Source organism: Rhodococcus yunnanensis NBRC 103083 (genome assembly GCF_001895005.1).
GTDB lineage: Bacteria > Actinomycetota > Actinomycetes > Mycobacteriales > Mycobacteriaceae > Rhodococcoides > Rhodococcoides yunnanense.
This window is the reverse complement of sequence record NZ_BCXH01000003.1, coordinates 356359-380563: the sequence shown is the minus strand read 5'-3', so window position 1 is coordinate 380563 and position 24205 is coordinate 356359. Positions and strand designations below refer to the sequence as shown.

Annotated in this window: 20 protein-coding genes and 1 riboswitch; of the genes, 9 read left to right on the top strand and 11 right to left on the bottom strand. The window is 65.8% G+C overall.

The genetic code is table 11. From position 1 onward, the window contains the following. Positions 1-34 precede the first annotated feature (34 nt). A complete protein-coding gene (ftsH, locus tag RY1_RS08170; protein WP_072803015.1) occupies positions 35-2680 on the bottom strand; it encodes an ATP-dependent zinc metalloprotease FtsH in 2646 nt (881 codons plus the stop codon). Between the two features lie 396 nt (positions 2681-3076). Between ftsH and RY1_RS08160 the strand changes: the two genes are divergently transcribed. Continuing rightward, the gene (locus RY1_RS08160) at positions 3077-5482 is read left to right on the top strand and encodes a serine/threonine-protein kinase (RefSeq protein ID WP_245819537.1); all 2406 of its coding nucleotides are present in this window, start codon (positions 3077-3079) and stop codon (positions 5480-5482) included. Positions 5483-5492: 10 nt separating this feature from the next. Here the strand turns inward: RY1_RS08160 and hpt are convergent, their stop codons facing one another. From hpt to dacB, 4 genes are read right to left on the bottom strand one after another with little or no spacing between them, the layout of a single operon-like run. Then, a complete protein-coding gene (hpt, locus tag RY1_RS08155; RefSeq protein ID WP_072803087.1) occupies positions 5493-6047 on the bottom strand; it encodes a hypoxanthine phosphoribosyltransferase in 555 nt (184 codons plus the stop codon). A gap of 53 nt (positions 6048-6100) precedes the next feature. Then, positions 6101-7090 carry a tRNA lysidine(34) synthetase TilS gene (gene tilS, locus RY1_RS08150; RefSeq protein WP_072803013.1) on the bottom strand — a complete coding sequence of 330 codons (990 nt, stop codon included), beginning with the start codon at positions 7088-7090 and terminating at the stop codon, positions 6101-6103. Beyond that, positions 7087-8160, bottom strand: a complete 1074-nt coding sequence (locus RY1_RS08145) for an Rv3626c family coenzyme F420 biosynthesis-associated protein (protein WP_174565350.1) — start codon at positions 8158-8160, stop codon at positions 7087-7089. The genes tilS and RY1_RS08145 overlap by 4 nt, the downstream gene beginning before the upstream one ends. Before the next feature lie 36 nt (positions 8161-8196). Next, complete coding sequence (gene dacB, locus RY1_RS08140) at positions 8197-9606, bottom strand: D-alanyl-D-alanine carboxypeptidase/D-alanyl-D-alanine endopeptidase (RefSeq protein ID WP_072803012.1); 1410 nt, start codon at positions 9604-9606, stop codon at positions 8197-8199. Positions 9607-9689: 83 nt separating this feature from the next. On the opposite strand from dacB, the gene RY1_RS08135 reads away from it, so the two are divergent. Together RY1_RS08135 and RY1_RS08130 are read left to right on the top strand one after the other, a co-directional pair. Next, positions 9690-10229 carry an inorganic diphosphatase gene (locus RY1_RS08135; RefSeq protein WP_371829455.1) on the top strand — a complete coding sequence of 180 codons (540 nt, stop codon included), beginning with the start codon at positions 9690-9692 and terminating at the stop codon, positions 10227-10229. A 42-nt stretch (positions 10230-10271) separates the two neighbouring features. Then, positions 10272-10742, top strand: a complete 471-nt coding sequence (locus RY1_RS08130; protein ID WP_072803010.1) for a PAS domain-containing protein — start codon at positions 10272-10274, stop codon at positions 10740-10742. A gap of 62 nt (positions 10743-10804) precedes the next feature. Here RY1_RS08130 and RY1_RS08125 read toward each other — a convergent pair whose 3' ends face one another. Both RY1_RS08125 and RY1_RS08120 read right to left on the bottom strand, forming a co-directional pair. Continuing rightward, positions 10805-11269, bottom strand: a complete 465-nt coding sequence (locus RY1_RS08125; RefSeq protein ID WP_072803009.1) for a MarR family winged helix-turn-helix transcriptional regulator — start codon at positions 11267-11269, stop codon at positions 10805-10807. Positions 11270-11275: 6 nt separating this feature from the next. Further along, complete coding sequence (locus RY1_RS08120) at positions 11276-12103, bottom strand: crotonase/enoyl-CoA hydratase family protein (RefSeq protein ID WP_072803008.1); 828 nt, start codon at positions 12101-12103, stop codon at positions 11276-11278. Between the two features lie 110 nt (positions 12104-12213). Between RY1_RS08120 and RY1_RS08115 the strand changes: the two genes are divergently transcribed. Then, positions 12214-12714, top strand: coding sequence for a 2-oxo-4-hydroxy-4-carboxy-5-ureidoimidazoline decarboxylase (locus RY1_RS08115; protein ID WP_072803007.1), 501 nt, complete (start codon positions 12214-12216; stop codon positions 12712-12714). 95 nt (positions 12715-12809) lie between these two features. On the opposite strand, the gene RY1_RS08110 is transcribed toward RY1_RS08115, so the two are convergent. Next, positions 12810-13031, bottom strand: a complete 222-nt coding sequence (locus tag RY1_RS08110) for a DUF6480 family protein (protein ID WP_072803006.1) — start codon at positions 13029-13031, stop codon at positions 12810-12812. A 36-nt stretch (positions 13032-13067) separates the two neighbouring features. Beyond that, positions 13068-13733 carry a TetR/AcrR family transcriptional regulator gene (locus RY1_RS08105; RefSeq protein ID WP_371829454.1) on the bottom strand — a complete coding sequence of 222 codons (666 nt, stop codon included), beginning with the start codon at positions 13731-13733 and terminating at the stop codon, positions 13068-13070. Positions 13734-13790: 57 nt separating this feature from the next. Between RY1_RS08105 and RY1_RS08100 the strand changes: the two genes are divergently transcribed. From RY1_RS08100 to RY1_RS08090, 3 genes are all read left to right on the top strand, one after another. Further along, the gene (locus RY1_RS08100) at positions 13791-14804 is read left to right on the top strand and encodes a YhgE/Pip domain-containing protein (protein WP_072803005.1); all 1014 of its coding nucleotides are present in this window, start codon (positions 13791-13793) and stop codon (positions 14802-14804) included. Then, positions 14801-15760, top strand: a complete 960-nt coding sequence (gene alc, locus RY1_RS08095; protein WP_072803004.1) for an allantoicase — start codon at positions 14801-14803, stop codon at positions 15758-15760. The genes RY1_RS08100 and alc overlap by 4 nt, the downstream gene beginning before the upstream one ends. Positions 15761-15827: 67 nt before the next feature. After that, positions 15828-16301 carry a YbaK/EbsC family protein gene (locus tag RY1_RS08090; RefSeq protein WP_072803003.1) on the top strand — a complete coding sequence of 158 codons (474 nt, stop codon included), beginning with the start codon at positions 15828-15830 and terminating at the stop codon, positions 16299-16301. Between the two features lie 52 nt (positions 16302-16353). Here the strand turns inward: RY1_RS08090 and RY1_RS08085 are convergent, their stop codons facing one another. Both RY1_RS08085 and RY1_RS08080 read right to left on the bottom strand, forming a co-directional pair. Continuing rightward, positions 16354-16917 carry a hypothetical protein gene (locus RY1_RS08085; protein ID WP_072803002.1) on the bottom strand — a complete coding sequence of 188 codons (564 nt, stop codon included), beginning with the start codon at positions 16915-16917 and terminating at the stop codon, positions 16354-16356. A 168-nt stretch (positions 16918-17085) separates the two neighbouring features. Continuing rightward, entirely contained in the window at positions 17086-18429 is a 1344-nt protein-coding gene (locus RY1_RS08080) for an aminotransferase class V-fold PLP-dependent enzyme (RefSeq protein WP_072803001.1), read from the bottom strand. 61 nt (positions 18430-18490) lie between these two features. Continuing rightward, positions 18491-18606: riboswitch (SAM riboswitch) on the bottom strand. Positions 18607-18910: 304 nt separating this feature from the next. Here RY1_RS08080 and RY1_RS08075 point away from each other — a divergent pair. Continuing rightward, on the top strand, positions 18911-22846 hold the full coding sequence (locus RY1_RS08075) for a Pls/PosA family non-ribosomal peptide synthetase (protein ID WP_072803000.1): 3936 nt from the start codon (positions 18911-18913) through the stop codon (positions 22844-22846). Then, a complete protein-coding gene (locus RY1_RS08070; protein WP_072802999.1) occupies positions 22843-24189 on the top strand; it encodes a M1 family metallopeptidase in 1347 nt (448 codons plus the stop codon). The genes RY1_RS08075 and RY1_RS08070 overlap by 4 nt, the downstream gene beginning before the upstream one ends. Positions 24190-24205 lie beyond the last annotated feature (16 nt).

Sequence of the window (24205 nt, the reverse complement as noted above, 5' to 3'; positions counted from 1 at the left end):
TCAGCCTATCGCCCGGCGCGAACGCCCGAACGAGCTAGTGCTGCCCGTTCGGACCTTCCCAGCGCTGGGTCCGCGGACCGTCGTCGGAATCCCGGCCAGCCTCGGTGTCCTCGGCGCGCCCGTGCGGGTCGGCCGGCTGTCCACCGAGCGGATCCCACTGCTGAGTGGGAGGCCCGTCCGAGGGTTCGGGATCGGGGTTCCGGTTGCCGGGTGCTTGATACTCGGGCGCCTGATACTCGGGCGCCTGATACTCCGGAGCCCGGTACTCCGGGGGTTGGTATTGCGGCGGGCGATACTGAGGAGGCTGGTACGTGGGTTCGCCCGCACTGTGGCTGGGTCCACCCGCGGAGGTCTCCCGGGGAGGCCAGCCCGGCGCGGACCAGCCTGCAGGTGCGCCGTAGTCGGGTCGGGAGCCCTGCGGCCGCGGCTCGGGAGCGCGATATCCGCCCTGAGCACTGCTGCCCGGTCCACCGCTGTACCCGTTCGACGGCGCCCCGTTTGATGGACCACCGTTGGTGTAACCGCCGTTGTTCTGGCCACCGTTGGTGTAACCGCCGTTGTTCTGGCCACCGTTGGTGTAACCGCCGTTGTTCTGGCCACCGTTGTTCTGGCCACCGTTGGTGTAACCGCCGTTGCGTCCGCCGGTGTAGTTGTCCGGGCCCCCCTTGCTCAGCTGCGGCGAGCCGGCGTAGGTGGGTTGCGGGAACTGCTGCGGCGGGACCACTTTGGGGGCAATGGGCTGCGGAGGCCACGATTCGCCGCGCTCGAGGGCGAGTTCGCGTGGCGTCTTGACGGGGGGCTTGTCCGACGGGACCCGCTCGCCGAAATCGTTGAACGCAGTGATTCTCGGTCGCTTGGTGACGCTGGTGAAGATCTTCTCCAGGTCCTTGCGCGTCAGAGTCTCTCGCTCGAGGAGTTCGGTCGCGAGGATGTCGAGCACGTCCCGGTACTCGTTGAGAATGGCCCACGCTTCGGTGTGCGCCGCCTCGATCAGGTTGCGCACCTCCTCGTCGATCTCGCGTGCCACTTCGTGCGAGAAGTCGGACTGGACGCCCATCGACCGTCCCAGGAACGGGTCACCCTGCTCCTGGCCGTAGCGCACCGCGCCGAGCTTGCTGCTCATGCCGTACTCGGTGACCATCGCACGGGCGATCTTGGTCGCCTGATCGATGTCCGAGGACGCACCGGTGGTCGGCTCGTGGAACACGAGTTCCTCGGCAGCACGGCCACCCATGGCCATGACGAGCCGAGCGATCATCTCGGACCTGGTCATCAGGCCCTTGTCGTCCTCGGGGACCGTCATGGCGTGCCCACCGGTCCGGCCGCGCGCGAGGATGGTGACCTTGTAGACGGGCTCGATGTCCGGCATCGCCCATGCCGCCAGGGTGTGTCCACCCTCGTGGTAGGCGGTGATCTTCTTCTCGTGCTCGCTGATGATCCGGCTCTTGCGACGCGGTCCACCGACGACGCGATCGACAGACTCCTCGAGCGCAGCCTCGGTGATGACCGTGCCGTTCTCACGAGCGGTGAGCAGCGCTGCCTCGTTGATGACGTTGGCCAGGTCGGCGCCGGACATGCCGACGGTTCGCTTGGCCAGACCTTCGAGATCGGCGTCGTGGGCGACGGGCTTACCCGCCGAGTGCACGGCGAGGATGGCGCGACGACCGGCAAGGTCGGGTGCACCGACCGGGATCTGGCGATCGAAGCGGCCGGGACGCAGCAGTGCGGGATCGAGGATGTCCGGCCGGTTGGTGGCAGCGATGAGGATGACTCCGGTGCGCTCACCGAATCCGTCCATCTCGACGAGGAGCTGGTTGAGGGTCTGCTCACGCTCGTCGTGACCGCCGCCCATGCCTGCGCCGCGCTGACGACCGACGGCGTCGATCTCGTCGACGAAGATGATGCACGGGCTGTTCTGCTTGGCTTGTTCGAACAGATCGCGCACACGCGAGGCACCGACGCCGACGAACATCTCGACGAAGTCCGAGCCGGAGATGGTGAAGAACGGAACGCCTGCCTCGCCCGCCACTGCACGAGCGAGAAGCGTCTTACCGGTTCCGGGCGGACCGTACAGCAGGACTCCGCGGGGGATCTTGGCGCCGAGCGACTGGTAGCGGGCCGGGTTCTGCAGGAAGTCCTTGATCTCGTACAGCTCTTCGACAGCCTCGTCGGCACCCGCGACGTCCTGGAACGTCGTCTTGGGCATGTCCTTGCTGAGCTGCTTGGCCTTCGATTTCCCGAAGCCCATGACGCCACCGCGGCCACCGCCCTGCATACGGCTCATGACGAAGACGAAGAGTGCGAGCAGAATGATCATCGGAAGGACGAACAGAAGCAGCGACGAGAACCAGCTCTCCTGGGAGACCACGGTGTTGTAGCTCTGCAGCCCGTCCTCGTTCACCTTGTCGAAGATCGTCTGCGACGCGGAGTCCGGGTACTTGGCCAGGATCTGCGTCTCGCCGTCGGTGTCGTTGCCGTTCTTCAGCGTCAGCCGTACCTGCTGCTCACGGTCGTCGATCTGTGCCGTGTCGACGTTCTTCGAATCGAGCTGCGATATAGCCACCGACGTGTCGACTGTCTTCCAGTCGCGAGTGTCGTTTCCGAAGTAGCTGAAGGCATAGATCACCAGCAGGATGCCGAAAACGATGGCCAGGTTCCGTATAACTGTCTTCCGATTCATACAGCTTCAGCCGAGACGGCCTCGTCCTTTCCAGTCTGCTCCGATGCGCGGATTCCGGCCGCACACCGGATGCTCAAGGCTACCGCGAACGGCAACCACGGGCCTGAAGTGCATCGTGCCCCGCGCTGCATCGATGCGTGCTGCGGCGGCGTGCGCCACGAACGCATCGTGCTTCACCGACTTCAACGTCCCCCCTGCCCCGCTGGTTCCCTGCACCCAGCCCTGCTGGTTCCCTGCACCCAGCTCTGCTGCTTCTATGCACTGCCATAGTGCTTCACCTGCGTTCGATGCACATGACCTCCGCCACATTGTGTCAAATTCGGCGGCATCCGCGAGCGGTGTGCGATGGCTGATTTAGCTGCACGGCGAACCGTGTGCGGGGTTATCGTGGTCAGCGTGCAGCCAGGCTCGGGCAGAGTCACCGCCAATGTCGGCCGCGTCCCAGCCGTTCCGGACGGTCCGTCGACGGTGCATGCTGCCCTCGTCGACTCGATCTCCGACGTCGGGACACCGCTGCGCGAGGCGTGGCGTACGGCTCGGTCCTCGGAGCCCGTCGACCCTCCAGAGCTGGCGTCCTATCTGCCCGATTCGGACGCGACCCGGCGCCGCTGGCTGGTGCAGTTGATCTCCGTCGATCTGCAGGAACGCTGGCTGCACTCCGGTTTGCCCAAGCGGCTGCGCGAGTACTGCGCCGAATTCGACGACCTCGATCGTTCGACGCTTCCCGTCGGGCTGATCTACGAGGAATTCTGTATCCGTAGACAGAGCGGCGACTCGGTGTCGCCGCAGGACTACGTTGCGGAGTATCCGGCCCAGGCGAACGAACTGGCCGATCTGCTCAACACCACTGCCGACGAGAAGACCGAATTTCACGACGCAGCCCCCGGCGTCGATTCGACGCGGGCGAGCCCGGCACCGCTCGAATCGACCGCAACCTTCGCGGCCGATGGGACGGGGACGGCCTCCGCCGACCTCGAGTGGACGAAGCCGGGGTCGAGAGACGAGTTGGAGGATCTCGACGTCGGTGATCGGTTGGACGATTTCGACCTGCTGATGGGGCTCGGGCGTGGTGCGTTCGCGCGGGTGTTCCTGGCCAGGCAGAGGTCCATGCAGCGCATCGTCGCGGTGAAGATCTCCGAGAATCGCGGTAGTGAACCGCAGACGCTGGCGCAACTCGATCACGACTACATCGTTCGAGTGTTCGACCAACGAGTCCTGCCCGCACAGGGACTACGCCTGCTGTACATGCAGTATCTGCCGGGCGGGACGCTGCTCGGTGTGCTCGCTCGATCGAAGCAGATTCCCGCCGCCGAGCGAAGCGGGCGGAGTCTGCTCGACGCCGTCGACGCGTCACTCGAGGACAAGGGCGGGCTGCGGCCGACCGATTCCACTGTCCGACAACATCTTTGCACTCTGAGTTGGCCGGAGACCGTTGCGTGGCTCGGTCGTCGTCTGGCGGAGGCGTTGCACTACGCAGGCGAACGAGGGGTACTGCACCGGGACATCAAACCTGCGAACGTTCTGCTGACGGCCGAGGGTGTGCCGAAACTGGCGGATTTCAACATCAGCTTCAGCGACCACGTCAAAGGCGACAGTCCCGTCGCGTACTTCGGCGGTTCGCTGTCCTACATGTCACCGGAACAACTGGAGGCGTGCCATCCGGGAAAGCCGGGACGCGCAGAGGATCTGGACACCAGAAGTGATCTGTACTCGCTCGGAGTACTGCTGTGGGAACTGCTCACCGGCAGCAAGCCGTTCGAGGACACCGACGTCGGCGCCGAGGCAGGCGATCGCACCACGATCGACGGACTTCTCGGCGCACGTCGAGCAGGCGTCGGCGAGGATGCACTCGCGGCGCTACCCGCCGACTGCCCGGCGACCCTTCGGCGTGTGCTGCTGAAGTGCCTGGCTGCGAGCCCGGAGGACCGATGGTCCACCGGTCAGGAGCTGGCGCAGCAGTTCGATCTCTGCCTCGACGCACGTGCCCGCGATCTCGTCGACCCGCCGCCGACGAGCCCGCGGCTGCGACTGCGCCCGTACACCGTTCCGGTCGCCGCGGCCGCGATCGGCATCCCCAACCTGATCGCCGCCGTCTACAACTACAAGCACAACAAGGCCTTGATCATCAGCGACCTGTTACCGGTGGCTCAGGAGCGGTTCGAAACGGTCAGCACGATCATCAACGGCCTGGTCTGGCCGATCGGGCTGATACTGATCGTCTACTTCTGCCGTCGTGTGCTCACGGTGCCACGGGCATTGCGAGCAGGGCGTGAGGTGCCGGAGAAACAGCTGGCTCACACACGGGCGGACACCTTGCTCGTCGCCGACCGCGCCGTCGCGGTGTGCCTCGGCCTGTGGATCGCCGCCGGGGTGGCTTTTCCGGTATCCCTGCAGATCGCAGCCGGGTCGGTGCCCGCGCAGGCGTACGTGCACTTCATCGCGTCCCTCGTCGTGTGCGGGGCGATGGCGACCGCGTATCCGTTCTTTCTCGTGTCCCTGTTCACGATTCGGAGCATCTATCCGTCGTTCTTGCCCTACGGACGGGCCGACGACGGAGACCGGCGGCGTCTTCTCGCCCTCTACCGCCGGAGTGTCGTGTATCTGACCATCGCTGCGTCGATCCCGCTCGTGGGCGTCGCCGGACTCACTTTCGTTCCGGCCGTGAACATTCCGGACATCATCGACGTCGTACGCGTCGTGTGTGTCGGAGGAATCTTCGCCTTCGTGGCGTCGTACTACATCTTTCGATTGCTCGAAGGAGACCTTCAAGCGCTGCTACGCGTGGTGTCGACGCCGTCCTGAGCGTGCGGTCTCAGCCGCCGTACACCTTCGGGTCGAGTGTGCCGATGTACGGCAGGTCGCGGTACCGCTCGTTGTAGTCGAGTCCGTATCCGACCACGAATTCGTTGGGAATGTCGAAGCCGACATTCGCGACCTCGACGTCGACCTTGATCGCGTCCGGCTTACGCAGCAGCGTCACCACCGACAGCGACGCAGGGTTGCGCGTCGCGAGATTTCGCTTCAGCCACGACAGCGTCAGGCCGGAATCGATGATGTCCTCGACGATCAGTACGTGCCTGCCGTTGATGTCGCGGTCGAGATCCTTGAGAATTCGAACGACGCCCGAGGACGACGTCGACGACCCGTAGGAACTGACAGCCATGAATTCGAGCTGCGCCGGGATCGGCAGTGCACGGGCGAAGTCGGTCATGAACATGATGGCGCCCTTGAGGACACCGACGAGCAGAAGGTCACCTTCGGGGGCGCCGACCGGATAACGCTTCGCGATTTCCTCCGCCAGCTCGGTGGTACGCGCCCTGATCTGCTCCTCGGAGATGAGAATCGACTCGATATCGCCCTCGTACACGGCGCGTCCCTTCATAGGTTCTCGTTGTTCACAGCTCGCTTCACCGACCAGGATCATCGAGGCAGACTCCATTCGAGCTCGGCTCTCAGCCTGCCATGCCGACGCTCGACCACCAACCTCGCACCGGGCGCCCCGCCGCCCACTGCGACTCCGCCCTGCCCTCTCCAGTCGACGACCAGCGCGTCCATCGTCCGTAACTGATTGTCCGACAACGCTTTCGCACCCACACCGTGCAACCACGACCGGAGCGCTCGACGACGCAGGGCGACTGGCGCCGCCGTGAGTGTCGTCACGTCCAGCTCGCTGCCGATCGTCGCCTTCGCGACGAGGGCGCCGGCGAGGTCGTCGAGCACCGCGCCGTCTTCCTTCAGCTGCGCGGCAGTGCGCGCCAACGCCGACGCGACTCCCCCACCGAGTACGTCCTCGAGCAGCGGCAGCACCTCTCGGCGAAGCCGAACCCTGGTGAAGTCGCTGTTGCTGTTGTGCGGATCCTCGAACGGTGTGAGCCCCAACTCGGCACATGCCGCCCTCGTCACTGCGCGTGCGGTGCCGAGTAGCGGCCGACCCCACGGTGGATCCTCCGCCGCCATACCCGCGATCGAGCGGGGGCCCGACCCACGCGCAAGCCCGAGCAGGACCGTCTCGGCCTGGTCGTCGAGCGTGTGGCCGATGAGCACCGTCGCACCGCCTCGCGCGTCGTCGAGGGCGCGGTACCTGGCGCGTCGTGCCGCGGCCTCCATGCCGCCCTCACGGCCGACCGTCACACGCAACACCGTCGCCTCGACGCAGCCGAGCGCCAGCGCGGTCTCCGCTGCGCCGGCCGCGACGTCGCTCGACCCACTCTGCAAGCCGTGGTCGACGACGAGCGCTCGCACCGAGGGTGCTTCGGCGACCGTCGCGGCGGTGAGGGCCAGTGAGTCGGCGCCGCCGGACAGCGCGACAGCCAGAGGCCCGGACCTGTCGACGCGGTGGGCACGCCAGGATCTGACCGCCTGCCTGACCTCGAGGATCGCCCTGCCCTCGGGCAACTCCCCTGCCGTCATCCCAGAACGCGTGCGATCCACCGGTCCGGGTCTTCGATCTCGTCGAGCAGCGGCAGCGTGTCGGCGTCGGTCCAGACGGCGTTGAACTGCGCCATTCCGACCTTGGCGACGACGTGGTCGACGAACGCCTTGCCGCGCACGTACTGGGCCATCTTCGCGTCCATACCGAGGAGCGCGCGGACGAGTCGCTGCAGCGGATTGGCCTTGCGTCTCCGGCGATTGTCGAAGGCGCTGCGAATCTGCACCACCGACGGAACGACGGCAGGGCCCACCGCGTCCATGACGTGGTCCGCGTGGCCTTCGAGAAGAGTTCCCAGCACCAACAGGCGATCGATCGCGTCTCGCTGTTCGGGTGGCTGGGTGGCGCGCAGCAGGCCGACGACACCTGCGTCCTCGGCCTTGTCCGATTGCTTCCGATTCTTCAACGCCGACGTCAACCGGTTCGCGAACTCGCTCATCGGCTCGTCCACCCCGTCCGACAACACCGCCACGGAGCTGCGCATGTACTCCCCCAGCCACGGCGCGGACGAGAACTGAACCCGGTGGGTGACCTCGTGCAGGCACACCCACAGCCGGAAATCGCTCGGAGATACGCGCAATGCACGTTCGACGGCGATCACGTTGGGCGCTACCAGCAGGAGGGTGCCGTGCTCGCCGGTGAACGGATCGTACTGTCCGAGAATTGCGCTGGACAGAAATGCCAGCATCGCCCCTGCCTGGAGTCCTGCCGGCTTTCCTGCGAGCAGCCCGGACGGCTCTGTCTCGGAATCACCGGTCAGATGCTTCATCGACGCCGCAGCCGCGTCGATCCAGCCGGCGCGGTCGACGACACGCGCCTGCGGGACCGGCAACCCGTCGGCAAGCAAGGTGGTGTCGCGGACGGGGCCCTCGGCTCGGACCGATGCCTCGGCGAGTTCGGCCACGACGGCATCGGCGGTGTAGCGAGACGTCGACGGCGCCTTCGGTGCGAGCTTCGCTCCGGTCTTGGCGGCCAACGCCCAGTCCACCGAGGATCCGAACCCCGAGGAATCATCGGTGTCCGTATTCGATTCGGAACTGCCCCGACTCATCGACAACCACACAGTCTCATCGACAACCACACAATCTCATCGACAACCACACAATCTCAGGGTCGACGCAATGGCGTCGAGTGCCGGCCTGCTGATCTCCGGCGGGCGGTCATTGGACATCAATGCGAACGTCAACGTTCTGCCGTCGACGTCGACGACGTATCCGGCGAGCGCACTCGCTGTGGACAGTGTGCCAGTTTTCGCTCTGATCCAGCCTGCACCCACACGATCGGCGCTCGCATATCGATCGGACAACGTGCCCGTCGCGCCTGCGATCGGCAGGTAGTCGAGCATCGGGCGCAACTCGGGTCGACCCGAACCTGCTGCCGAGGTCAGGATCTGATCCAGGAGTCGGGCGGGGATCAGTCCGTCGACGGACAGGCCGCTCGCGTCGTGGAGCTGCATGCCTGCCAGATCGAATCCGGCTGCGAACAACGCTTGCCCGATGGAATCGACGGCACCGGTGAACGACGCCTCCGCGTTGGTCTCGATGGCGATCTCGCGCCCGACTGCCTCGGCGAGAACGTTGTCGGATCGACCCATCATCTGCCCGAGCCGATCTCGCAGCGGCGCCGATTGCACGGCTGCGACTTGATCGGTGCCGGACGCGGCGGTGCCGATCGTCACGGCAGCCTCGTCCACGCCGAGTCCACGTGCCAATGCACGTCCTGCATCGAGGGCAGGCTCCGCACTGCGCGGCGACTCGTCCTCGAGCGGAACGGATCGCCCGCCGTCGATCATGATCGGTTCGATCGGTGTGATGTATCCCGCGGCGACGTCGGGGGCGAACCAGCCCTGAGCCATCGTCGGCCCGCTGTAGATCGAGGTGTCGACGACGATTCGCGTCACCGGCGTTCCGGACCGTGAGATCTGCTCCACCAGGTCGTCGATCCGCGCCGCGCCGGGGTAGAAGCCGGGGCTGCCGACGGGCTGAGCGGTCAGCGTCGGATCGCCGCCCGCCACCAGGACGATCTCGCCGTCGGCGCGGCCCTTGACGACCTTCGTGGTGACACGGTGCTCCGGCGGAAGCGCCAGCATCGCGGCGGCGGCGGTCAGAACCTTGGTCGTCGACGCAGGTGTCATGGGGTTGTCCGGGTTCGACGACCACAGGACCTCGCCGCTCACCGCGTCCGCGACGACACCGGTGAACGCTCCGAGTGCGTCGGAGCCGGTCACGGGTGCCAGTGCTGCCGCCAGTGCGGCCGGAACCGGGACGGGCGCCGTGTCGGGAAGTGGAACGATGTCGGGGACGGGCAGAACCGGGTCCGGTTCGGGTGACGTCGCACGATCGGAGTGAGAATCCGAGGCGTCGGGAACGATGGCCGCTACCGCGGTACCGCCCGCGACGACTGCCACGACTGCCACGACGACGAGAAGGATGCGAGTTCTCCGTCGCCGCCGTCCAGCGGTCGGACCCAGATTTCGCTTGGTCAGGCCCGCCAACATTCCTCCATGGTTCGCTGAGCTGCCGTGGCGGCAGTTCATCCAACAGTATCCATGGGTCCGGTACGCTTGCGCCGCGAAGCATCATGCGTCGCACGAGACGCAAGAGACGAAGAGAAGAGCGAGGGCAGCACGTGCCGTTCGACGTCACCATCGAGATCCCCAAGGGGCAGCGCAACAAGTACGAGGTCGACCACGTCAGTGGCCGTGTACGCCTCGACCGTTACCTGTACACCGCGATGGGTTACCCGGCCGACTACGGCTTCATCGAAGGCACGCTCGGCGAGGACGGCGATCCGCTCGACGCGTTCGTGCTGCTGCCCGAGTCGGTGTTCCCCGGTGTCATCGTCGAAGCCCGTCCGGTAGCGATGTTCAAGATGGTCGACGAAGCAGGCGGCGACGACAAGGTGCTGTGCGTTCCCGCGGGAGACCAGCGCTGGGATCACATCCAGGACCTGTCCGACGTGTCCACTTTCGAATTGGACGCCATCAAGCACTTCTTCGTTCACTACAAGGATCTCGAGCCGAACAAGCATGTCACGGCCGCAGACTGGGTCGGGCGCGCCGAGGCCGAAGCCGAAATCGCTGCATCGTTCAAGCGTTTGGCGGACAATCCGGAACACTGATCAGTTCGAAGCCTTCAATCGAAGCACGTGATGGGGAGAGATATGACCGACAGCAACGCGGGCGACACTTCGGTCGGCGGAGGCGGGGAACGACGCAACGCCGAATCGCGGCCAATTTCCGATCCGGCACAGTTTCCGGACCTGCCGGTCACGGTTGTTCTCGACCGCATTCCGGTACCGATCCTTGCTGTCGATCCGAGCGGCACCATCGTCTTCGCCAACGAGGCCTTCGACGAACTGTTCGGAACGGACCGCTCCGAGCGCTCGGACTTCCACCTGCACGATATCTTTCCCGATCAGGCGCCTCAGGGTGTCAACGTTGCCGAGATGTTCCTGACGACGGTCGCCACGCGTGCCGATTCGCTGTGGCGCATGACCGACAAGACCGGGGACGTCGTGCAGGTGCGTGCGAGTAAGTCGATTCTCCGACGAGCCGAGGACGACCTGGTACTCGTCGCGTTGGAGGATTTCACCGATCAGCTGTGGAACGACCCGAAGAGCGCACTGCGCTGACCACGCCCCGGATCCGTGTGCGCACCGTGCAGGCCGCGCTCACGGATCCGATCGGACCGGCGTCACACTCGGCCGTTGCGCCCGGAATGCAGGTCCGGCTTGACCCGTTCGTAATCGGTCAGAAATCGGTCGAGCAGTTCGACCAGCTGCGCGCGATCCTCGTGCGACCAGTCCTCGAGTACGCGGGCGAGGCTCGCGTTGCGTTGGTCCAGAATTCGCTGCGCGACCTCGCGCCCCAACTCGGTCACCGCCAGCACATATGCACGTCCGTCACTGAGATCCCGCAGCCTCTCGACGTGCCCGCGCTCGACGAGCTGCGCGACCTGACGGCTGACCGTCGACGGATCCGAATTCACCATGGCGGCAAGCTCGCTCGACCGCATCGGGCCGTCTCGCAGTAGACGGAACAGGCACACGAACGCCGCACCGTCGACACCACCGGACTCGGCCGAGAGCTGAGCCAGATTTCGTTCACGGATCCGCTGCATCCGAACCAGGTGGGATCCGATTTCATCGGCGAACTCCACGACGCGTCAGCTCCCGGTGTATTTCGCGGGACGCTTCTCGAACACTGCGGTGATGGCCTCGGTCAGATCGTTCGACGCGAGAAACGCAGCATTCCAGGCAGCGACATAGCGGAGACTGTCGTCGACGGCCGCCGACCGGGAGTGATCGAGCACGGCCTTGACACCCTGCACCACCAGCGGCGGATTGGCAGCGATGTCGGCTGCCGTGGCGCGAGCACCCGCGAGGAGCGCCTCCTGGGTGTCGAACACATCGTTGACGAGGCCGATCTTCTCCGCGCGTGCGGCGTCGATGTCCTTGCCCGTCAGCGCGAGTTCACGCAGATGGCCGTCGCCGATGATCGCGGGCAGTCGCGCGAGCGAGCCCATGTCCGCGACGATGGCCACCTTCACTTCGCGGACACTGAACTTGGCGTCGGCGCTGGCGTAGCGGATGTCCGCAGCGCTGATCAAGTCGAGTCCACCGCCGATGCACCACCCGTGCACGGCCGCGACGACGGGTTTGCGACAGTCGGCCACGGCGTTGCTCGCCAGTTGCATCCGCTTGATCGTGTCGTGGAACGTGGTTCGCGGCGCGGCGAGGGCCTTGTCCGCCAGCAACGGTGCGAATTCTCCGCCCATGGCCGCGAGGTCGAGGCCGAACGTGAAGTGCTTGCCCGACCCGGACAGGACGACGGCACGGACGTCCGGGTCCGCGTCGAGCTGCCCGAACAACTGAGGACATTCACTCCAGAAGTCGGGTCCCATGGCGTTGCCCTTGCCTGGTCCGAGCAGCGTCACCTCCGCCACATGGTCGGAGATCTCGACCGAGAATGCATTCCAGTTGCGTACCGTCATGATGCTGAGCCTAATGGGGCCGACGGGCACTGTGTTACGCCGCGTTACACCTGCGCTAACACCCTGCTCAGCGCTGGAAATCAGATACGTGGACGGATCATCATCGATCCATGATGATGCATCAGGGTCTTGGGTTGGAGACGTTCAACGACCTGCCGCGTCGAAAAGCAGTGCACGCGCTGTACGAGTGCTGCGGTTCGGTCACGTGGGCGTCGAGAGTGGCGGACGGCAGGTCGTACACCTCACATATGGATCTGTTCACCGGAGCCGACGCCGAACTCGGCGAACTGTCGGACGCGGACATCGACGCTCTCGTGTCCACACATCCTCCGACCGGCAAGAAGTGCGCCGGAATGGATCCGGCGACGCAGAGCGTCCTCATCGACGCGTGCCGAATGTACGTCGAGCGGTTCGGATTCGGGTACATCGTGTGTTCGGCCGCACTCGACGGCGGCAGCGCCGACCCTCGAACAGTGCTGATCGATCTGGGTCACCGCCTGGACAACGGTCTCGATACCGAACGCAAGGTGATGCGCGAGGAGCTCGCAAAGATCAATCGACTCCGGCTCGGCCGCCTTCTCGGCCCCGAGGGTGGTTGGCCCCTGTACTGAAATGGCTCTGTATTGAAATGGCCCTGTACTGAGATGGCCCTGTACTGAAACGGCTCTGTACTGAAATCCCTGCACTGAAAACACCGGTCGATCTGCTAGATCAATCCGGCGATGCGGCCGATCAATCCTGCCGCGACGATGACGACGACGATGCCGATGAGTACGAAGAAGACGATCGGCATGGCAAGTGATCGTTGCGGCGGCTCGTGGTTGGGCCCCCCGACACCTGTTTCGGCGGGTGGCGTGTCCCCTGGCGTGACGCCACCGCCGCGTTCGAGCCCTGGTGTGTCGTCCGGTTCGGGATTCTGAGCAGTCATAGTTCATCAGGTACCCGCTGACCGAGGACTCAATCGCTAGTCGTGAGCCGCGCTCGTGTCGATTCTGGCTCGCGACAGTGCTCCTGCGAACAATTCGGTGACCGCATCCCCGATGACCGTCTCATCGATTACCTCGGGATCGACGGAATGTTCGACGGCGAGTCCGGAGATCAACGCGAGCAGCGATGTCGCGACTCGGCGCGCATCGAAGGTGTCCGCTACGCCCCAGGCCGTCGCACGTTCGGCGATGAGAGCCTCGAGTTCGGCGCGCAGGTTCCGACGTTCGCGGCGGTACCCGGCGGCGATGCTCTCGTCCCGGCCTGCCTGTATCCCGAACTCGGTGACCAGAAGCGGCCAGCGCGGCTCGGCGACGATCCAGGACGCGATAGCGTGCCCGCCTCGGCCTGCGGCGTCGCCCGGCGTCAACCCCGATACGTCGTCGATGACACGTGCTGCCAGCTCCATCGATCGCTTGGACAGTAGCTCGGCGAACAGTGCCTGCTTGGACTCGAAGTTGGAGTAGACGGCGCCCTTGGTGAACCCTGCCCTGCGCGCGATGTCCTGGAGTTTCGCTGCGGCGAAGCCACGTTCGGTGAATTCGTCGGCGGCCGCGTCGAGCAGCCGTTCGCGTACGTTCTCACGCCCCGGCCGCGACGCAGGTTCTTGTGTGCCCGACCACTTCGCTTGACCCTCTGCGCTCACGATACCTAGGGTATTCAATACCCGCGGTATCCACAATCGGTTTCTGAAGGAGTTCCCATGCGCAAGGTGGTCTGGCTCGCGTTCGGAGTGCTGATACTCCAACTCGGATTCATCCTCAGCTACGTCGCGGCATTTCATCAGCCGACACCGCGGGAGATCCCCATCGCCGTCGTCGCCGAGCAGGGGCTACCCGCAGGAGTCGACGCCGACACCGCGAACAAACTGAACGCGATCGACGGAACGCCGCTCGACGCGCACACCGCATCCGACACCGGTGATGCGCGAGCGATGTTGCGTGAGCGCGACGTCCTCGGCGTATTCGTCATCAGCCCCACCGGGACCGACACCCTGATCACCGCGAGCGCCGCGGGCAGTTCGATCTCGACGTCGCTCGAAGCGATCTTCACCGAGGTGGAGCACGCCCAGAACCGCACATTCGTGGTCCGTGACGACATACCTGTCGGCGCACACGACAACCGCGGGCTGTCCGGCTTCTACCTCTCCGTCGGCTGGGTCGTCGGCGGCTACCTGCTGGCCGCGGCAGTCGGCCTGCTCGTCGGCGCCCCGAAATCGGTCGCCGACGCTGCGGTGCAACTGGGAATCTTCACCGGATATGCAGTGCTGTCGGGCGCGCTCGGAGCGTTCATCACCACGCACGTGCTCGGCACGTTCGCCGGCCATTGGTTCCCTCTGTGGCTACTCGGCACCGGGGTCGTGCTCGCTACATCGGTATTCACACTCGGCCTGCGCGCAGCGATCGGCGTCGCCGCGGTCCCCATCGCGATCATCGTGTTCGTCATCCTCGGAAACCCCAGTGCGGGAGGAGCATTCGGACCGAACGTGCTTCCCGAGTTCTACGCGGCCGTCGGGCGATGGATCACCCCTGGTATCGGCACCGAAGGGGTGCGGAGCATCGTCTACTTCTCCGGCACCGGGCTCGGCCAACCCGCCGCGGCGCTCGCGATCTACACGGTCGTCGGGGTGGCTCTGCTCTTCGGTTTCACGCGGCGGAAGACGCGTCCGTCGGCCGCACCGAAGGACGAGGACCGCCCAGTATCCTCGGTGGTATGACAGCCTCTCTCCCTCTTCCCTTGCCCGACCTCGCCGTCCGAACCCTGGGCGGCGCCGTCGTGTGGGCGAACGACGAAACGTTCGCGGAGAAGGAGAATCTCGTCAAGCCAGGAAAGGCGAGCTACGAGAGCGCCACCTTCGGCCACAAAGGACAGATCTACGACGGCTGGGAGACGCGTCGCCGCCGCGAATCGGGGTACGACGAGGCGATCGTCCGGTTGGGCGCGGCAGGGGTCGTCGACGCCGTCATCGTCGACACGGCCTGGTTCACCGGCAACTACCCGCCCGAGATCTCCATCGAGGCGACATCGATCGACGGTTTCCCGTCCGCGACCGAGCTATACAGCGGCGCCGAGTGGGAAACCATCGTGCCCAAGAGCGCAGTGAACGGCGACTCGGAGAATCGGTTCGAGGTGTCCTCCGACGAGCGCTGGACACACGTGAAGCTCTCGATCTACCCCGACGGCGGCGTCGCCCGATTGCGCGTTCTCGGCCGCGGACGACCTGATCCCCGGTTCCTCGGCGCCGGGCCGCTGGACCTCGCCGCACTCGAGAACGGCGCCTACGTCACGGCATGCTCCAACATGTTCTACAGCTCGCCCAACAACCTGTTGTTCCCCGGCCCGCCGCGGTCCATGGGCGAGGGATGGGAGACCTCGCGTCGCCGCAACGACGCCAACGACTGGGTGCAGGTCGCGCTCGCCGGTACAGGCACGATCGCCCTCGCCGAACTGGACACCTCGTGCTTCCTCGGCAACGCCCCCGGCGCGGCATCTCTGCACGGCCGCCTCGACGACGGGGAGTGGGTCGAACTCCTCCCCCGCACTCGGCTCCAACCCGACACGCGGCACCGCTTCGTCCTCGACCGCTCCGAGCCGGTTTCCGAAGTGCGCATGGACATCTACCCCGACGGCGGCATGGCTCGGCTTCGATTGTTCGGTGATCTGACGAAATAGTCCGAGTCGCCACTCGGGCTGCGCGTCTATGGCTGCGAACCAGCCGCAGTAGCAATACCCTTTGGTTATGCCCCGGCTTCTTCACCCGAACGCAGCCCACGTCGCAGACATCCTGATCTCGCGCGGGCACCACGGGGTCGTCGTGACATCTCCCGAACCGACGGCATCCGCCGACGCGGTCGCCGAATCACTCGGCGTCGCAGTCGGTGCACTCGTCGAATCGCAGGTGTTTCTGCTCGACGACGACCCGGTGCTGCTGCTGGTCTCGGCTGCGCATCACGTCAACTTGGACGCCACCGGCAAGCGTCTGGACGGAACGTTGACCGAGGCTCCGCTCGATCTGATCGCGCATTGCACCGGACAGCCGATCGACTCGGTCGCGCCCGTAGGCCATCCGACCAATCTACCGACGTTCGTCGACGTGGCGCTCGCCCAGTTTCCGGAACTATGGGCCGCCGCAGGTCATCCGAACGCTCGGTTCAGAACGACCTCCGCCGAACTCCTTCGCATCACCGCAGGCCTGGCCGTAGACGTGACATGACAGGAACATGACCTCACAGGAACATGACCTCACAGCGACATGACCGAGCGTGTCAGGAGGCGAGGACTCGCGTGGTGGGCCTGGTTCCGGTTGCCGCCAGCACTGCCTCCGAGGAGAACACGACTCCGCGGTCCTCCAACCACGACACGACGCCACCCGCGACCTTGTCGAGGCTGCGATGACCCGATTCGAGAGCGATGAGAGTGACCCCGTCGGCCACCTCTGCGGCCTTCACATCGGCGACGAGCCCGGCCAGCCCTGACGGCGTTCCGACGTAACGGATCGAACCGGGGACGGCAGGTACATCCAGGGCAGCGAACTCGCGACGCGCGGTCCTTGCGTCGTCGGCGATGTGGATTTCGACGTCGAGGAACACCGCGACGCTGTCGGCGTCGGTGCCCGATTCGACGGCCTCGGCCCGTAGACGCGACCGCTGCTGCTGCCCGTCACGGAGGTCCTCCGCGTGGATGCGGACGACCGACTGCGTCGACTCGGCGTCGGTGATCTCGGTCCAGGCGGTGATCTCGGTCCAGGCTTCGGACCCTGGGACTGCAGCGGACCCTGGGACTGCAGCGGACCCTGCGACTGCAACGCGGACCGGTGAAAAGTTCGACATGAAGTGTGTCTTTCTCGTGCAAGAAAGGAATCGGCGAATGGGCGCAAGAGCTGATCCTGCGAACGACAGGGCTGATTCAGCCCGAACCCTTACACGAACCGGATGCGGTACGGCAGAGATCGACGTACCTGTCGCACCAACGGCGGTTGCGCCACACGACATTTGCTGTCATGAGTCGATGCTAACCTCTCCGGTCGCGCACGGGGATCCCACACCTGCGCTGCCGTCCGCCAGATCGGGGAACGGGCGGGGGTCCGGCACCGGATTCCACCAACCGTTGTCCTCCTCGTAGGACCACGACGGACCGTCCTGTACAAGCAGTTCGACTGCGCCGACGAGGCGGTCCACATCGGCTTCGGAGCTACCGAGTCCCAGGCTGGCCCGCACGGCGCCGCCTGCATGACCGAGTCGCGCCAGCAACGGGTGAGCACAGAACTTACCGTCGCGCACACCGATTCCGTGCTCTGCGGAGAGGTATGCGGCAACCTCGCCCGGCCCGTATCCGTCGACCGTGAATGTGACAATGCCCACACTGTCCGGGGAGTCGTTCCAGACCTGAAGAAGGTCCACACCCGTGATCGCCTGCAACCCGTGCCGCAGCCGAGCGGAGAGTCGACGCTCGTGCTCGACCGCGCCTGCCGCCTCGTGGGCCGCGACGGCGTCACACGCCGCTGCGAGCGCGGCGACACCGAGCACGTTGGGGGTCCCGGCCTCGTGCCGTGCCGGCGAGAGCGCCCACTCGGTGCGGTCGATCCGCACGCTGCGCACGGCACCGCCACCGGCCAGGTACGGCTCGCCTGCGTCGAGCCAATCCCGCTTCCCGATCAGCACCCCGGCGCCGTGCGGGGCGTAGAGCTTGTGGCCGGAGAAGGCGAGGTAGTCGACGCCGAGCTCGCCGATATCCACCCGACGATGCGGCACCAACTGGGCGCCGTCGACGAGAATGCGTGCACCGTATCGATGCGCCAGATCCGCGAGATCTTCGATGGGCAGCACCTCACCGGTGACGTTGGACGCACCCGTCACGGCCAGAAGCGCGGCGGGCTTGCTCGCCAGTTCCGCCTCGATACGCCGAACGGTCTCGGCCACCGAATCCGCGGCAACCACTACTCGACGACCGTTCCACGGCAACAGATTCGCGTGATGCTCGATATCGAGCACCACCGTCTCCCCTGGAACACATCCGGCGAGCAAATTCAACGAGTCGGTGGTGTTCCTGGTGAACACGACGACGGAGTCGGATTGCGCGCCAACGAAATTCGCTACCGTGACGCGGGCCTTCTCGTACGCTGCGGTACTCACCCGCGAGGCATAGCCGGCGCCGCGGTGAACACTCGAGTAGTACGGCAACAACTCGGCGATCCGGTCGGTCACCGCGTCCAGTGCAGGCGCGCTCGCCGCGTAATCGAAGTTGGCGTACGTGCACGTGGTGCCGTCGACGAGCGGCACCTGCAGATCGGCTCCACTGACAGCAGCAAAAGGCGCACAGGAGTTTTCGAGGACAGCAGTCATGACAATTCACCCTTGTCGATCAAGGGACATCGATAACGTGAAGTAATTTCACAGCAAGTCGAGTCCGCGCTTGCCGCACCGGTTTTCCGGCGTCGGCCTGGTCGTCACCCGGAGCACCCCACCGCGGAGGAGGGTTGCCGACCAGCAAGCCGGGGCTTGATGCTGGTACTCATGACCTGACACAGAGAATGACAAACAGACGCAGAGGTTGTCAACCCGGCAGGTAGGAAACCCCGCCGGCGCCCGCCCGTGACCACCCGCCGCCCCGCCCGTGACCACCCGCCGCCCCGCCCGTGACCACCCGCGGCACCGCGCCTGACCCCCGCGTCGTTCCGCAGCCTCCGCCCGTGCGCCGAGTAGACTTCGCGCAGTGCCGAGCCCGAAGACCGACGTCTGTTCATCTGCTGGCCAACCGAACATGAGATAACGACCGACGACGTTCACTCGCATTTCGGTACCACTCGAGAAGAAGGACACCCGGTTGTCTGTGCAATCACAGTCGGATTCGGCGAACCCGCAGCTGACGGCTACGGTCCCCGCCGAATTTCTCCGCGCGGAGCGCGCTCCACAGGAGCGGACGCTCATCGACATTCTGCGTTCCACCACCTCCACGTTTCCCGACGCCGCGGCGATCGACGACGGCACGACGTCGGTCACCTACCGAGAGCTGCTCGAGGACATCGACGAGGGTGCACAGTGGCTGGCCAGGGCGGGTGTCCGCCGCGGGGATCGCGTCGGGATCAGGATGCCGTCGGGCTCGTTCTCGTTGTACGTCGCGATTCTGTCGATCCTCAACGCCGGGGCCGCGTACGTGCCCGTCGACGCGGACGATCCGGACGAACGAGCGGACCTTGTCTTCGGTGAGGCGAAGGTCACTGCCGTCGTGACGGCCGGCGGCATCGCCGCTGGAACCGCCGAGAAACAGGACATCCCGGCCCCGGTCGCGCTCACCACGCCGTCGCCCGACGACGACGCATGGGTCATCTTCACCTCCGGTTCGACGGGAACACCCAAGGGCGTGGCCGTCAGCCATCGCAACGCCGCGGCGTTCGTCGACGCCGAAGCGCGGATGTTCATGAGAGAGGATCCGCTCGGGCCAGGCGACCGCGTGCTGGCCGGTCTGTCCGTGGCCTTCGACGCGTCGTGCGAGGAGATGTGGCTGGCATGGCGTCACGGTGCATGCCTCGTGCCTGCCCCGCGTTCACTCGTCCGCAGCGGGTTCGATCTCGGCCCGTGGCTGGTCTCACGAGACATCAGCGTCGTCTCGACGGTTCCGACGCTCGCGTCGCTGTGGCCCGCGGTGGCACTGGAGGCCGTGCGGCTGCTCATCTTCGGCGGCGAAGCCTGCCCACCCGAACTGGCCGAACGTCTTGCCGTCGACGGCCGCGAGGTGTGGAACACCTACGGCCCGACCGAGGCCACCGTCGTCGCGTGCGCGTCGATCATGGACGGCAAGGGGCCGGTCAGGATCGGGCTGCCGCTCGACGGCTGGGATCTGGCGGTGGTCGACGCGTCGGGAAACCCCGTCGCGGTCGGTGAGGTCGGTGAGCTCGTCATCGGCGGCGTCGGCCTCGCCCGTTACCTCGATCCCGCCAAGGATGCCGAGAAGTACGCCCCGATGCCCTCGCTCGGCTGGGATCGCGCGTATCGCAGCGGTGACCTCGTCAGGCTGGAGCTGGAAGGGCTGTTGTTCCAGGGCCGTGCCGACGATCAGGTCAAGCTCGGTGGACGTCGCATCGAACTCGGCGAGATCGACAATGCACTCCAGGCGCTCCCCGGCGTCGGCGGTGCTGCCGCCGCAGTACGCAAGACCGGGGCAGGAAACTCGGTTCTCATCGGTTACCTCGCGAGCACCAACCCCGATTTCGATCTCGACGCCGCGCGCGCGATCCTCGCCGAGCAGCTACCCGCAGCGCTGGTTCCGCGTCTGGCACTCGTCGAGGAGATGCCGACGCGCACCTCGGGCAAGGTCGACAGAAATGCGCTCCCCTGGCCGCTTCCCGGCATGGGCGGAGCCTCCGATCTCGACGGGACTGCCGGATGGGTCGCAGCGCTGTGGACCAACATCCTCGGCGCGCAGGTGAACGACGAGAACGCGGATTTCTTCCAGAACGGCGGCGGCTCGCTGTCCGCGGCCCAACTGGTGACGGCACTGCGCGAACGTTTTCCCGAGATCACCGTCGCGCAGCTCTACGACCATCCTCGGCTCGGTTCGCTCGCACGGTATCTGGACGAGCTGAAGCCGCCCGTCGAGGTCGTTCCGCGCGACGTCGAACCGACTCCCCGCTCGGCCCAGTGGGCACAGATCGCCGCGACCGTTCCGTTGACGACATTGACCGGCCTGCAGTGGGTCACCTGGGTCGGGGTTCTGTTCAACGTGATGTCGTGGTTCGCCGACGTCTCCTGGGCGCCGACGGTGTCCTGGTGGTGGATCCTTCTCGCCTTCGTCCTGTTCATCACCCCGGTGGGGCGGATGGCGATCTCGGTCGTCGGCTCGCGCATCCTGCTGGCCGGGGTGAAACCCGGTGCGTACCGACGCGGCGGAAGTGCCCACATCCGCCTGTGGGCGGCGACGCGTCTGACCGACGCCAGTGGGGCGTCGAACCTCTCGGGTGCACCGTGGATGGTCTATTACGCCCGTGCACTGGGAGCGAAGATCGGCAAGGGCGTCGACCTGCACACACTGCCGCCGGTGACCGGAATGCTCGAGCTGGGCGACGGCTGTTCCGTCGAACCCGAGGTCGATCTCACCGGGCACTGGATCGACGGTGACATCGTCTACATCGGTGGCATCAAGATCGGCGCGGGCGCTGCCGTCGGCGCCAGGTCGACTCTGTTGCCCGGCACCTCCATCGGCAAGAACGCCGTCGTCAGCGCAGGCTCTGCCGTCGTCGGACGTGTGAAAGCAGGTCAGCTGTGGGCGGGTTCGCCCGCGACGAAGGTCGGCAAAGCCGAACATCCGTGGCCCGAGCACGCTCCTCCGCGCGCGACGCGCTGGGTGCTGGCGTACGGCGTCGCGTCGTTGTTCCTCTCCGGGATGGCCATCTTCTCGCTCGGTGTCTCGCTGGTCCTGATGGGATGGTGGCTGCACACTGCGACGACGATGTGGGGCGCACTCGGGCGCGCGGCGATCATGTTGCCGCTGGCGACGCTTGTGTCCTTGGGGGTCTTCGCGCTGATCACGTTGATTGCGGTTCGCATTCTGAGCATCGGACTCACCGAGGGCTACCACCCGGTGCGCAGCAGAATCGGCTGGCAGGTGTGGGCCACCGAGCGACTGATGGACTCGGCGCGCACGTTCCTGTTCCCGCTGTACGCGTCCCTGCTGACCCCGCACTGGTTGCGATTGCTCGGCGCGAAGATCGGCAAGGACGTCGAGGCGTCGACGGTATTGATGATCCCGAAGTTCACGACCGTCGCCGACGGCGCATTCCTCGCCGACGACACGATGGTGGCCAGCTACGAGCTCGGCGGCGGCTGGATGCACCTCGGTGACGCCAAGGTCGGCAAACGCGCGTTCCTCGGCAACTCCGGCATGACAGGGCCCGGTCGGACCGTTCCGAAGAACGGCCTGGTCGCCGTGCTGTCGGCGACGCCGGACAAGGCGAAATCCGGTTCGTCGTGGCTCGGCAGTCCCCCGGTGCGATTACGCCGGGCGGCCGGTCGCGCCGACAGCTCGCGCACGTTCGATCCACCGACGAAGCTCAAGGTGGCTCGATCGTTCGTCGAGACGTGCCGGTTGATACCGGTGATGGTGACGTTCGGGATCGGGCTCGGAGTGCTGTTCGCGTTGACCTGGCTTGCGCACGAGTACGGGTACTGGCTCGCGGCGTTGCTCAGCGGCGTCGTGCTCCTGATCGCAGGCGCGGTCGCCGCGGCAGTGTCCGCGGTGGCCAAGTGGATGTGGGTCGGCCGCATCGACAAGGTCGAGCACCCGCTGTGGAGCTCGTTCGTGTGGCGCAACGAGGTGGCCGACACCTTCGTCGAAACCGTTGCGGCGCCGTGGTTCGCTCGCGCCGCCGAGGGCACGGCCGTGCTGAACATGTGGCTGCGCTGGCTCGGGGCCGACATCGGCCGCGGAGTGTGGTGCGAGACCTACTGGCTTCCCGAGGCCGATCTGGTGACGCTCGCCGACGGCGCAACGGTCAATCGTGGGTGCGTTGTGCAAACACACCTGTTCCATGATCGGATCATGTCCATGGACAGCGTGACACTCGGACGAGGCGCAACACTGGGCCAGCACTGCGTCGCCCTTCCCGCAGCGGGCATCGGCGAAGGCGCGACGGTCGGACCGGCATCGCTGGTGATGCGCGGCGATACCGTGCCCGCGCACACCCGTTGGCAGGGCAACCCGATCGCTCCGTGGGCCAAGGGCGACCCGTTCGCCCGTATCGTGACTGCCGAGGTGAGCGAGTGAAGCCGGTCGGCTCGAAATTGGTGACGCCGGTCTTCGATCTCGACGGAGGCGATGCTCCGCTCGACGAATATCTACCGCAGAACGGAAATCGCGGCTACCGCGTGTCCCGGTACGAGTTGGATCTCGAGTACAAGGTCGAGAGCAATCGGTTGGCGGGCAAAGCGAAGATCACCGCCGTCGCCACCGCGACGATCTCGAAGTTCTCCTTGGACCTCGGGCCTGCACTGCGGGTGTCGAAGGTATCGGTGAACGGCTCGCGCTCGGTCAAGTTCAGCCAGCACCACGCCAAGCTGAAGATCACGCCGGCGAAGCCCATCGCCTCGGGCGCAGCGCTGGTCGTGACGATCCAGTACGGCGGAACACCCAAGCCCATCAACGGTTTCTGGGGCGAAGTCGGTTGGGACGAACTGACCGAGGGTTCCATCGTCGCCAGCCAGCCCAACGGAGCCGCGTCGTGGTTCCCGTGCGACGACCACCCCGTGTCGAAGGCCAGTTACGGCATCACGATCACCACCGATTCCCCGTACTTCGCAGTCGCGAACGGCACACTCGTCCGCAAGCAGACACGCGCGAGTCGAACGACGTGGGTGTACGAGCAGCCAGAGCCGATGGCCACCTACCTTGCGACCGTCCAGATCGGGCCGTACGTCTCGCACACCACCAGCACCGGGCCGGTGCCGATGAAAGTGATTCTGCCGCAACGTCTTCTGCCGAACTTCGAGCACGACTTCGGGCGCCAGACCGAGATGATGAGCACGTTCGAGCGTCTGTACGGCCCCTATCCGTTCGCTGCGTACACCGTCGTGGTCACCGGCGACGATCTCGAAATCCCCATCGAGGCACAGGGATTGTCGATCTTCGGCGCCAACCACTGTTCGGGGAATCGGTACTTCGAGCGGCTCGTCGCGCACGAGCTGGCGCACCAGTGGTTCGGCAACAGCCTGACCCTCGGTAAGTGGAAGGACATCTGGCTGCACGAAGGGTTCGCCTGTTACTCCGAGTGGATCTGGGCCGAGAACTCCGGCGGCTCGTCCGCACAGGACAAGGCCAGGCGCGTGCACACCATGCAACGCGGATTACCGCGCGATCTCGTCCTCGGAGATCCCGGTCCCGCCAAGATGTTCGACGACCGCGTCTACAAGCGCGGCGCCCTAGCACTCCATGCCCTGCGCAGGACCATCGGCGACGACAAGTTCTTCCCGCTGATCCAGGAATGGACGTCGAAGTACCGGTACTCGACCGTCAGCACATCCGACTTCACCGATCTCGCTTCACGTTTCGGCTGCCCGCGCAGCCTGTGGGATGCCTGGCTGGTGGATACGACGCTGCCGGCACTCCCCTAGATCGGTCACGCAAGCC

Bases quoted from the DNA above. Each gene is read 5' to 3' on its own strand.
- RY1_RS08110 (WP_072803006.1), bottom strand. From the start codon at position 13,031: ATGACTGCTCAGAATCCCGAACCGGACGACACACCAGGGCTCGAACGC.
- RY1_RS08100 (WP_072803005.1), top strand. From the start codon at position 13,791: ATGCGCAAGGTGGTCTGGCTCGCGTTCGGAGTGCTGATACTCCAACTC.
- dacB (WP_072803012.1), bottom strand. From the start codon at position 9,606: ATGTTGGCGGGCCTGACCAAGCGAAATCTGGGTCCGACCGCTGGACGG.
- ftsH (WP_072803015.1), bottom strand. From the start codon at position 2,680: ATGAATCGGAAGACAGTTATACGGAACCTGGCCATCGTTTTCGGCATC.
- RY1_RS08145 (WP_174565350.1), bottom strand. From the start codon at position 8,160: ATGAGTCGGGGCAGTTCCGAATCGAATACGGACACCGATGATTCCTCG.
- tilS (WP_072803013.1), bottom strand. From the start codon at position 7,090: ATGACGGCAGGGGAGTTGCCCGAGGGCAGGGCGATCCTCGAGGTCAGG.
- alc (WP_072803004.1), top strand. From the start codon at position 14,801: ATGACAGCCTCTCTCCCTCTTCCCTTGCCCGACCTCGCCGTCCGAACC.
- RY1_RS08085 (WP_072803002.1), bottom strand. From the start codon at position 16,917: ATGTCGAACTTTTCACCGGTCCGCGTTGCAGTCGCAGGGTCCGCTGCA.
- RY1_RS08090 (WP_072803003.1), top strand. From the start codon at position 15,828: ATGCCCCGGCTTCTTCACCCGAACGCAGCCCACGTCGCAGACATCCTG.
- RY1_RS08115 (WP_072803007.1), top strand. From the start codon at position 12,214: ATGATGATGCATCAGGGTCTTGGGTTGGAGACGTTCAACGACCTGCCG.
- RY1_RS08080 (WP_072803001.1), bottom strand. From the start codon at position 18,429: ATGACTGCTGTCCTCGAAAACTCCTGTGCGCCTTTTGCTGCTGTCAGT.
- RY1_RS08135 (WP_371829455.1), top strand. From the start codon at position 9,690: ATGCGTCGCACGAGACGCAAGAGACGAAGAGAAGAGCGAGGGCAGCAC.
- RY1_RS08130 (WP_072803010.1), top strand. From the start codon at position 10,272: ATGACCGACAGCAACGCGGGCGACACTTCGGTCGGCGGAGGCGGGGAA.
- RY1_RS08120 (WP_072803008.1), bottom strand. From the start codon at position 12,103: ATGACGGTACGCAACTGGAATGCATTCTCGGTCGAGATCTCCGACCAT.